This is a genomic window from Streptomyces sp. NPDC059866 (assembly GCF_042731325.1).
Lineage (GTDB): Bacteria > Actinomycetota > Actinomycetes > Streptomycetales > Streptomycetaceae > Streptomyces > Streptomyces flavusporus.
This window is the reverse complement of record NZ_JBHWJT010000089.1, coordinates 1-10,220: the sequence shown is the minus strand read 5'-3', so window position 1 is coordinate 10,220 and position 10,220 is coordinate 1. Positions and strand designations below refer to the sequence as shown.

At 72.0% G+C, this 10,220-nt stretch carries 8 protein-coding genes and 1 pseudogene; 3 read left to right on the top strand and 6 right to left on the bottom strand.

Going from position 1 to position 10,220, the window contains the following annotated elements:
* Window positions 1-476 (bottom strand): annotated as a pseudogene (locus ACFV7R_RS46130) (hypothetical protein); the annotation flags it as partial.
* Window positions 477-845: 369 nt separating this feature from the next.
* Here ACFV7R_RS46130 and ACFV7R_RS46125 point away from each other — a divergent pair.
* Together ACFV7R_RS46125 and ACFV7R_RS46120 are read left to right on the top strand one after the other, a co-directional pair.
* The gene (locus ACFV7R_RS46125; RefSeq protein ID WP_385276544.1) at window positions 846-1,829 is read left to right on the top strand and encodes a fibronectin type III domain-containing protein; all 984 of its coding nucleotides are present in this window, start codon (window positions 846-848) and stop codon (window positions 1,827-1,829) included.
* A gap of 165 nt (window positions 1,830-1,994) precedes the next feature.
* Window positions 1,995-2,528, top strand: coding sequence for a hypothetical protein (locus ACFV7R_RS46120; RefSeq protein WP_129797671.1), 534 nt, complete (start codon window positions 1,995-1,997; stop codon window positions 2,526-2,528).
* Between the two features lie 24 nt (window positions 2,529-2,552).
* Here ACFV7R_RS46120 and ACFV7R_RS46115 read toward each other — a convergent pair whose 3' ends face one another.
* The 4 genes from ACFV7R_RS46115 to ACFV7R_RS46100 all read right to left on the bottom strand — a co-directional run bounded on the left by ACFV7R_RS46115 (window position 2,553) and on the right by ACFV7R_RS46100 (window position 6,621).
* Entirely contained in the window at window positions 2,553-3,104 is a 552-nt protein-coding gene (locus tag ACFV7R_RS46115; RefSeq protein ID WP_129797670.1) for a PadR family transcriptional regulator, read from the bottom strand.
* A 29-nt stretch (window positions 3,105-3,133) separates the two neighbouring features.
* Window positions 3,134-5,149, bottom strand: coding sequence for an FAD-dependent oxidoreductase (locus tag ACFV7R_RS46110; protein WP_385276540.1), 2,016 nt, complete (start codon window positions 5,147-5,149; stop codon window positions 3,134-3,136).
* Window positions 5,150-5,236: 87 nt separating this feature from the next.
* Complete coding sequence (locus tag ACFV7R_RS46105; RefSeq protein WP_385276537.1) at window positions 5,237-5,608, bottom strand: hypothetical protein; 372 nt, start codon at window positions 5,606-5,608, stop codon at window positions 5,237-5,239.
* A gap of 131 nt (window positions 5,609-5,739) precedes the next feature.
* Entirely contained in the window at window positions 5,740-6,621 is an 882-nt protein-coding gene (locus ACFV7R_RS46100; RefSeq protein ID WP_385276534.1) for a hypothetical protein, read from the bottom strand.
* 260 nt (window positions 6,622-6,881) lie between these two features.
* Here ACFV7R_RS46100 and ACFV7R_RS46095 point away from each other — a divergent pair, with 260 nt between their 5' ends.
* Window positions 6,882-8,960: a SpoIIE family protein phosphatase gene (locus ACFV7R_RS46095; protein ID WP_385276531.1), complete on the top strand. Its 2,079-nt coding sequence runs from the start codon at window positions 6,882-6,884 to the stop codon at window positions 8,958-8,960.
* Window positions 8,961-8,973: 13 nt separating this feature from the next.
* Here ACFV7R_RS46095 and ACFV7R_RS46090 read toward each other — a convergent pair whose 3' ends face one another.
* Window positions 8,974-9,915 (bottom strand): hypothetical protein, encoded by a 942-nt coding sequence (locus tag ACFV7R_RS46090; protein WP_385276528.1) that lies wholly within the window; start codon window positions 9,913-9,915, stop codon window positions 8,974-8,976.
* Window positions 9,916-10,220 lie beyond the last annotated feature (305 nt).

Below are 10,220 nucleotides of genomic sequence, written 5' to 3'. Positions count from 1 at the left end.
CCCAACACCACCCCCACCACCGAACCGCCGCGTACGCCGTGGTCACGGTAGTTCCAGAGGCCGCTCGGCATGGGCACGACGACATAGGGCAGGTCCTCGGCGTCCAAGTAGCGTCCGTCGGACTGCTGGAAGGCCGTACTGGGAAGGAAGTACGGGTCGGTGGCACTGTTGCAGTGGATGCCGGGGCGGCCGTCGCAGTCGATGTCCATGTCCGCCTTCCAGAAGACGGCATCGCGTGTGCCGCAGACGGGGACGGTGGCCGGGGTGTCGCGATCGGTGCGGTAGCGGCCGCTCGAGACGGGGGTGCAGTCGCTCACCTCGGCCAGCAGGTCGGCGGCCGTCACGGCGCCTTCGTGCGACACGGTCGTCCGCTGGTGCCGTATGGCGAAGTCCGGATCGGGGTGGACGGGGGTGGGCACGGTCGTGGCGAGCAGGGCGGCGCCTGCCGCGGCGAGCGTGAAGTGCTGGACACGCACGATAAGAGACTCTCTGCTGGGGGACACTGAGGGACATTCGGCCCCAATCTGCTGCCGATGCGATCACACTGCCACCCGAAGAGGCCGGAAATGGCGCGCGCGCCCCGAACTGTCCACCAGGGGCCGGGCGCCCGAGCCGGTGTCGGCTCCGGCCGCCCGGCCGCCCGCGCCGGCGCGGGATCAGCGACGACAGCGGTCCGCGCCATCGGCATGAACTCCCCAATCCTCAGGGAGAGTTCAGCCTCGAGAAACTTCAGCATACGTAACCGCGCGGCCTGCCCGGCACCCGCCGCCCTCTTGATGTGATCGCACCAGCCGCGCCATATTGGTCCGGACCAGTGCCGTCACTCCGTCAGCGGAGGCCCAGAGGTGCGACGCGTCCCCGTTCCCGCTGCCCTCGTCTGCGGCACGCTGCTGCTGGTCTCCTCCTGCGGCGCGGGCGGCACGGGAGCGGCCGACGACGGCAGGCTGCCCGGGGCGCCGACGGGGGTGACCGCCACGGCAGGGAGCGCGACGAGCGTCCATGTGATGTGGAACGCGGTGTCCTCCGGCATCAGCGCCTACGAGGTGTACCGGAACGCCACCAAGGTCAAGGAGGTGCCCGGCTCCGCGCACATGGCCGACGTCACCCGCCTCACCCCGTCGACGGCATACGTCTTCACCGTGCGGGCGCGCGACACGGACGGGCGGCTCGGGCCGCCCAGCCGCGGGGTCCGGGCCACCACACCCGCCGTCGGCCCGGTCGACCGCTCGGCCCCGTCGCGGCCCGGCGCGGCACAGGGACGGGCCGTCGGCAGCCGGGCCGTCCAGTTGTCGTGGGCCGCCTCGACGGACGATCGTGGAGTGGCCTCGTACGACATCCATCAGGGCGCCACGAAGATCCACAGCGTGAGCGGGGCGCAGACCGCGACCGTGGTGACCGGGCTCAGACCCGGCACCCGCTACTCCTTCACCGTCCACGCGCGGGACGCGGCCGGCCGTGTCTCGTCCGCGAGCCGGGTCGTCCGGCTCACCACCGCGCCGGGCACGGACGACGGGCGCGGCACTGCGCCCACCGGGTTCCGGGCGACGACCCGGCGCGCCGACGGGGCGTACCACATCGACCTGTCCTGGGTGCCGCCCGAGGCCGACGGGGTGATCACGGAGTACCAGGTCCACCTCGACGGCCGTCCGGCCACCTCCCTCGTCTGGGGCGGGACGGCGCCGCGCGACCGGGCGACGTACAGCTTCTACCTGGGCCGGGAGACCGGGATGACCCATCGGGTGCGGATCCGGGCCAGGCTCCCGGACGGCACCTGGGGCGGCTTCTCGGCGGAACGGACGGTCACGACGGGCGCTGCCGCAAGGCCGTGAGCCACCCGTCTGAGCCGGATGGTGGATTACGTCACCTGCACGGGGGATGCCCGCATGCGGGGCGGGCCGGGGCCACGTTGGCTGCCACTGAGGCAGCACGGGCGTTTCCCGACCCCAGGCGGCGCAAGGGATGTACCGCCAACCGTGCCGCCGGAGGACAGTCCCATGCCTACTTCTCAGCCACTTCTCCGCTCCGGGCTGACCGCAGCCGCCGCCGCACTGCCACTGGCCCTGGCCGCCGGACCGGCCGTCGCGGTCAACGGGATCTCGGTGAGCACGGCCGGCTCGACGGTCTCGGTGACGACCAGCGCGTGCACCCAGATCAACGGCAGCTGGGGCACCGCCTCGCTCCTCAACAGCAACCAGGCGACCTTCGCCGAGGGCCGCCAGGTGTCGCTGTCGGGCTCGAGCGGTCTGCAGTCCGCGGCCTGGTCGAACGTCAGCCCCGGTACGTACACCGTCATCGTCATGTGCTCGAACAACAACACCGCAGGCACCCAGTCCGTCATCGTCTCCTCCGGCTCCACGCCCACGATCTCGACGACGTCCTCGCCGTCGCGCGGTGTGGTCGGCGGGGTCGGCGGCTCGACCAGGGACTACGGCACCATCACCCTGGTGGCGGGCGGGGCGCTGGTGGGCACCGGTGTCATCGCAGCGGCCTGGTTCCTGCGCCGCCGCTCGAAGCCGTACCGGCTCTGAACCGGCTCTGCGGCTCGTCCGCGCTCACTTCGCGTCGCGGCCCGGCAGTTCGGCGAACTCCGCCAGGGCGTGCTCGAGCCATTGTGTCCAGAAGGTCTCCAGGTCGATGCCCGCCCGCAGCACGAGGTGCTGGAGCCGGTCCTGGGCGCTGTCCTTGCCGGGCGGGAAGTCGCGCTGCTCGATCTTCTCGTACTCGGCCAACTGCTGCCGGTGCAGGTCGAGATGGCGGCGCAGATCGGCTTCCAGCCCTGCGGTGCCGACCATGGCCGCGGCGCGCAGCCGCAGCAGCAGTGTGTCGCGGTGCGGCTTGGGGTCCTGCGCGGCGGCGGTCCAGCGGGCCAGTTCGGCGCGGCCCGCGGGCAGAACCTCGTAGCTCTTCTTCTGCCCGCGGACCGGCTGCTCGGCCGGCAGGGCCCGGATCAGGCCTTCGGCCTCCAGTTTTCCCAGCTCGCGATAGATCTGCTGATGCGTCGCCGACCAGAAGTAGCCGATCGACCTGTCGAACCGGCGGGTCAGCTCCAGCCCCGAGGACGGCTTTTCGAGCAGGGCGGTGAGAATCGCGTGCGGGAGTGACATGGGGGTCATCCTAGGGACGCCCCCGGGGCCTACAGCGCGGCCGCCAGCTCGGTGCCCTGCTTGATGGCGCGCTTGGCGTCCAGTTCGGCGGCCACGTCGGCACCGCCGATGAGGTGCACACTGCGACCTGCCGCGAGCAGCTCCTCGTAGAGGTCCCGCCGCGGCTCCTGGCCGGTGCACAGCACGATGGTGTCGACCTCCAGCACGGTGCTGGTGTCGCCGACGGTGATGTGCAGACCGGCGTCGTCGATGCGGTCGTAGCGCACGCCCGGGACCATGCTGACGCCGCGGTGCTTGAGCTCGGTGCGGTGGATCCAGCCGGTGGTCTTGCCCAGGCCCGCGCCGACCTTGGTGGTCTTGCGCTGGAGCAGGTGGACGGTGCGCGGCGGCGCGGGCCGCTCGGGGGCGGCGAGGCCGCCGGGCCCGTCATAGGTCATGTCGACGCCCCAGTGGCGGAAGTACGTCGCCGGGTCCTCGTGCGCCTTGTCGCCGCCGTCGGTGAGGAACTCGGCGACGTCGAAGCCGATGCCGCCCGCGCCGAGGATCGCGACGCGCTCGCCGACGGGGGCGCCGTCGCGCAGCACGTCGAGGTAGCCGAGGACGCTCGGGTGGTCGACGCCGGGGATGTCCGGGGTGCGCGGGGTGACGCCGGTGGCGACGACGACCTCCTCGTACTCGGCGAGATCGTCGGAGGTCACCCGCGTGTTCAGCCGTACGGCCACGCCGTGCGCGTCGAGTTGGTGGCGGAAGTAGCGCAGCGTCTCGTCGAACTCCTGCTTGCCGGGGACCCTGCGGGCGACGTTGAGCTGCCCGCCGATCTCGCTCGCCGCGTCGTACAGCGTGACGTCGTGGCCGCGTTCGGCCGTGCTGACGGCACAGGCGAGGCCTGCGGGGCCTGCGCCGACGACGGCGACGCGCTTGCGCCGCCGGGTCGGGGAGAGCACCAGCTCGGTCTCGTGGCAGGCGCGCGGGTTGACCAGACAGGAGGTGATCTGCCCGCTGAAGGTGTGGTCGAGGCAGGCCTGGTTGCAGCCGATGCAGGTGTTGATGGCCTCGGGGCGGCCGGCCGCCGCCTTGGCGACGAAGTCGGGGTCGGCGAGCATCGGGCGGGCCATCGACACCATGTCGGCGCAGCCGTCGGCGAGCAACTCCTCGGCGAGTTCGGGGGTGTTGATGCGGTTGGTGGTCACGAGCGGGACCGCCACCTCGCCCATCAGCCGCTTGGTGACCCAGGTGTACGCGCCGCGCGGCACGGAGGTGGCGATGGTCGGGATCCGTGCCTCGTGCCAGCCGATGCCGGTGTTGATGAGGGTCGCTCCGGCGGCCTCGACGGCCTTCGCGAGGGTGATCACCTCGTCGAGGGTGGAGCCGCCGGGCACGAGGTCCAGCATGGACAGCCGGTAGATGACGATGAAGTCCTCGCCGACCGCCTCGCGCACCCGCCGGACGATCTCGACGGGGAAGCGCATGCGGTTCTCGTACGAGCCGCCCCAGCGGTCGGTGCGGTGGTTGGTCTGCGCGGCGATGAACTCGTTGATGAGGTAGCCCTCGGAGCCCATGATCTCGACGCCGTCGTAGCCGGCCTGCCGGGCGAGGCGGGCGGCGCGGGCGTAGTCGTCGATGGTCCGCTCGACGTCGTCGTCGGTGAGCTCTCGGGGCGGGAAGGGGCTGATCGGGGCCTGTACGGGGCTGGGTGCGACGAGGTTCTGGTGGTAGGCGTACCGCCCGAAGTGCAGGATCTGCATCGCGATCCGGCCGCCCTCGCGGTGGACGGCTTCGGTGATGCCCCGATGCTGCTCGGCCTCCGCGTCGGTGGTGAGCTTGGCGCCGCCCTCGTACGGCCGTCCGTCCTCGTTGGGTGCGATACCGCCGGTGACGATCAGGCCCACTCCCCCGCGCGCCCGGGCGGCGTAGAACTCCGCCATGCGCTCGAAGCCGCGCTCGGCCTCCTCCAGGCCGACGTGCATGGAGCCCATCAGGACGCGGTTGGGCAGGGTGGTGAAGCCCAGGTCGAGCGGGCTCAGCAGATGCGGGTAACGGCTCATGGCCCCTCCGTGCGCGGTGTCGTGCCCGTAGTTGTAGAGCACCGCGCACGGTTTATGCAACTAGTTGCACAACAAGGGAGAGCCAGGTCACCTGCTTTCCAGCCGTACGTGCAGTTCCCGCTCCTGGTCGCCGGAGGCCGTGCAGAGGTCGCGCACCGTGAACAGGTCGTTCAGGGTGGCGCGGAAGCGGTCGATGGCCCAGTAGCCACCCTGCACATCGGCCTCCACGGAGGACGTGAGCCGGCCGGCCGGGCGGGCGCCCTCGTGCGGTTCGGCGACGTCGAACGTGCCCAGCCACACCGTCGGCCGGGTCTGGTGCCACTCCTGCGGCACGTCGTCGGAGCACCGGTCCGAGGCGAAGCACGCGCACAGCGTGTCGAACACGATCCGGGCGTCCTCCTTGCTGCATCCGCTGATCTCCACCGAGACGGACTCCGGGTGCAGTCGCTCACTGTCCATCGTGATCGCTCCTCTCGTGGCCGCGCTGCGGTACCGCAGCGAGTTCCCCCGCGACACCGCGCCGCACTCCAAGAAAACCACCACATTCCGGGACGCACAGCCCCGAGAGGAGCGGCGCTCGGTCCGACGGGTCAGCTCTTCGTGAAGCGGTACGTCACGCTGTCCGTCAGGATGCAGAAGCCCGGCGACAGGACGATCACGCGCAGCGTGCCGGTGCGGCGGTCGTAGTCGATGCCTTCCGTCTCGAACGTGCCCGAGCAGCCGCTGCGCAAGGGGAGCTGCCGCAGGGCCGTGACATGGCCGGTCACGTCGGCCGTGCCGTTCGGCTCGGCCGACAGGTCGATCTGGAGCAGCGGCTTGGTGATGCCGAAGAGCGTGCCGACCGGGTCGTCGGAGGAGCACAGCAGGCGGGTGGCGCTCACGAAGTCGCAGCCCTGCACGTCACGCACGGCGTGGTCGAGGTGGACGGTGGAGGCCTGCGGGAGGTTCGCCGCCGGGGAGGTGCCCGGGTTGACGCCCGGGGTCGGGAAGACCAGCAGACGGTTCATGGTGCCCCACTCGCCCGCGAGCATCCACTGTCCGCCCGGTGAGACGGCGACCCAGGAGTTGTTCAGCGCCTCCCCGGCACTGAGCGTGTGCACGTACTCCGACCAGGTGCCGCCGGGGGCCTGCACCCGGAACATCTTCGTGGTGCCCGAGTCCCGCTGGTACGGCTCGATGTAGAAGCCCCCGTAGGAGGCGTCGGGGTCGCCGACGTGGTTCCAGCCGCGGCTGCCGACACCGGCGGGGATCGTGCCGATTCCCGTGTAGCGGTTGGGGCTTCCGGCCGGGACCTCGACGGAGGTCAGACCCTGGCTCTCGGTCAGCGGATCGGCGCGGTCGGAGCCGGCCTCGGTCCAGATGTCGGCGGCCGTGGCGGACGGGGCGGCGGACAGGACGGCGGCGGTGGCGAGAGCGAAGGCGGCGAGGCCGGTCAGGGCGGCATGACAACGTTGCCGGGTGCGCAGGGGCATGGTCGGCTCCTCGATCGGGGGGTGGGGGCGCGCTCGGCGCATCAGTGTGGCCCGATCAGGTAGTCATGTACAGACCAATGGAGAAACGCGAGCTGTCGGCTCGGCGACCGCTCCCTGGCGCTTCGCCGGACGACAACGGTCGTGTTGAGGGATGGTGGAGAAGGGCCGTCGTGGCGTAAGAGAGATGGTTGAGCGCGGTACAACGAGCAAGTCGGCACGGGGGACCGCGTGCCGGGAGGATGGCGAAGGCGGTGCGTGCGATGGGTGCAACCGGGCCTCCCGTGGCCGACGGGACAGAACCGGGCCGCGGGTCGTTGGGGCCCAGCGGCCTGCTCGACGTGCTGGGCGTGGCCTCGGTGGTGCTCGACACCGAGGGCCGGATCATGCTGTGGAGCCCCCAGGCGGAGGAACTGTTCGGTTACCCGGCGCAGGAGGCACTCGGCCGGTACGCGGCCCGGGTGCTGGTCCACGAGCAGCACGTCGGCCTGGTCAAGAAGCTGTTCGCCGATGTGATGGCCACCGGCCAGGGCTGGGCCGGGGCCTTCCCCATCCGGCGCAAGGACGGCACCACCCGGCTGGTGGAGTTCCGCAACATGCGGCTGCTCGACGACCGGGGGCACGTGTACGCCCTGGGGCTCGCCGCCGACCAGACGACCGTGCGCAGCCTGGAGCAGGACGTGGCGCTGTCGACGCGGATGATCTCGCAGTCGCCGATCGGGCTGGCCGTCCTGGACACCCGGCTGCGGTACGTGACCGTCAACCCGGCGCTGGAGCGGATCAACGGCATCCCCGCCGAGGAGCACCTCGGCCGGACGATGCGTGAGGTGATGCCCCTCGTCGAGATCGACACCCTGGAGTCCGCGGCCCGCCGGGTCCTGGAGACCGGCCGGCCGCTCGTCGATCACTCCACCGTCGGCCGCACCCCGGCCGACCCGGACGAGGACCATGCCTGGTCGGTGTCGCTGTACCGGCTGGAGGACGCGCTCGGCACGGTGCTGGGCGTGGCCCTGTCGATCGAGGACGTCACCGAGAAGTACCGGGCGGGCCTCGAGGCGGAGTCCGCCCGACGGCGCCTGGCGCTCATCGCCGACGCGTCCGCCCGGATCGGCACCACCCTGGACCTGGACCGCACCGCCCGGGAACTCGCCGACGTCGCCGTGCCGGAACTCGCCGACATCGCGGCCGTGGACCTGCTGGACGCGGTGGTGGGCGGCCGCCGCCGCGACCTCGGCCCCGCCGAGCCGGCGGTGATCCGCGCCCTGGCCGTCAAGGCGAACGACGCACCGGACGCCCTGCGTGCGGCCGACCCGCCCGGGCAGGTGGCCCGCTACGGCCCCGACCGCCTCGTCACGGAGTGCGTGCGCACGAGCCGGCCCGTCATGGTGGCGCAGGTCAAGGACGAGGACCTGCCGCGCATCGCCCGCTCCCCGGAGGCGGCGACGCTGCTGGCCCGCGCCGGTGTCCACTCGTACCTGGCCGTCCCGCTCATCGCGCGCGGCGAGGTGCTGGGCGCCCTCGACCTCAAACGCACCGGCAATCCGCTGCCCTTCAGCGAGGACGACCTCCTGCTCGCCCGTGAGCTGGCCTCCCGCGCGGCCGTGCAGATCGACAACGCCCGCTGGTACCAGAACGCCCGCGACACCGCCCTGATGCTCCAGCGCAGCCTGCTGCCCAGCCACCCGTCCGTCACCGGCGGCCTCGAGGTCGCCTCCCGCTACCAGCCCGCCGGCGCCACCACCGAGGTCGGCGGCGACTGGTTCGACGTCATCCCACTGGACGGCGGCAAGACCGCCCTCGTCGTGGGCGACGTGATGGGCAGCGGCATCACCGCCGCGGCGACGATGGGCCGGCTGCGGACCGCCACCAACACGCTGGCCTCGCTGGACCTCGATCCGGCACGGCTGCTGGAACACCTCGACCGGATCACCGAGGGCCTGGACCACTCCATCGCCACCTGCCTCTACGCCGTCCACGACCCCCGGCTGCACCAGTGCCGGATCGCCAACGCCGGCCATCTGCCGCCCGCCCTCATCCGCGTCGGCTCACGCCCGGAGCTGCTCGACCTGCCGACCGGGGCACCGCTCGGCGTGGGCGGCGTCGAGTTCTCCACCACCGTCTTCGACCTCGGCCCCGGCGACGAACTCGTCCTCTACACCGACGGCCTCGTCGAGACCCGCCGGCACTCCCTGGACGAACGCCTCGCCACCATGCTCGGCCTCCTCGACGACCCGACCCGCCCCCTGGAGGAGGTCTGCGACCTGCTCGTCCGCACACTGCACCACCCCGACAACCACGACGACGTGGCCGTGCTCATCGCCCGCGCACAGCCGGGGAACTGACGCCGACCGCTCGTCAACTCCAGCTCGGCGACGGCCCGTGCGGGTCCCCGTACGGCACGGACCGGCCCGTGGCGGCGTCCAGCAGGAGGCGATCGCCGACCGGCCGGTCCAGTGTCACGGTCACTTCCCTGCCGAGCAGTTGTGCGGTGCAGGGACCGTCCGTGCCCCCGGCGACGGAGCCGGACAGCACCACGCTGCCGTCCGTCTCCAGCACATGGACGACCGGGCCGTCGTCGCAGGCGCCGTGGTTGCCGATCACGGTGACGGACCGGCCGTCGCCGGCCACCTCGACCAGGCTGCGCAGCTCCCACAGTTCGTCGCTGGGCGACCCCGCGGCCGGCCCGACCGGCGGCCTGGGGAGCTTCGACGGGCCGACGGCGACGCTCCTGAGCGGGGTGTCGTAGCCCTCCAGGGTGAACAGCCAGGCCGGGACGGTCGCCGGGCCGCGGCTGGTGGCCAGCGTCATCTCGCCCAACCGCGCCCCGGTCACGGTGAGGTGCGGTCCGTCATGGGCGCCGTGGGCGAACCTCTCGTACGCGCCGCGCGCCCCCATCAGGGGCCGGGTCAGCGAGCCGCCGCTCTCCCACGTCACCCGTCCGTCGCGCTCCGGCGCGGCGGGAAGGCGGCCGCGCAGGACGAAGTTCTGGGTCGCGTAGGCACGTTCGTCGGCCTTGTCATGGAAGCCGCCCTCGGGCAACTCGACCGCCTCGCCCATCGGGTGGTAACCGGCGCGCCACGCCTCGGCGGCCTTCGACCCGTCCCAGGCGCCGACCACCCGGCGGGCGCGGGCCGCGGCCTCGGGAGCCTGCCCGGTGGCGCGCACCTTGTTTCCCGAGCCGCCGGACTGTTCACTTCCGCAGCCCGCGAGGAGGCCGGTGCCTGCCATGAACAGGGCGACTGTGGCTAGCAGTTGCACCGTGCGGGCGGCGTTGGTCGGAGTGGTCTTCCTGCGCATGGGCTTCCCCGGGGACGGAAGGGCGGAGTCTGTGGGGTGCGGGCCGGAGACCGCACCGTTCCTGTGACGCCCGAGCCCCGTGCCGGGTTCACCTGATTCTGGCGAGGATGCCCCGGCGTTCACGCCGGGGAGGGATCGCCTCCCATGGTCGCGACGCGGAGCGTCGGCGCATCTTTTCTCTGACAGGCGCGGAGCACCGGCACGGCTGCTCCGGCAGAGCCAGGAAAGGCGAACAACTGCCCTATGAATCACTGGTTGTGGTGATCGCCGGGCAAGCAGTGACCGTGTGTGCGGTTGTCGTACTA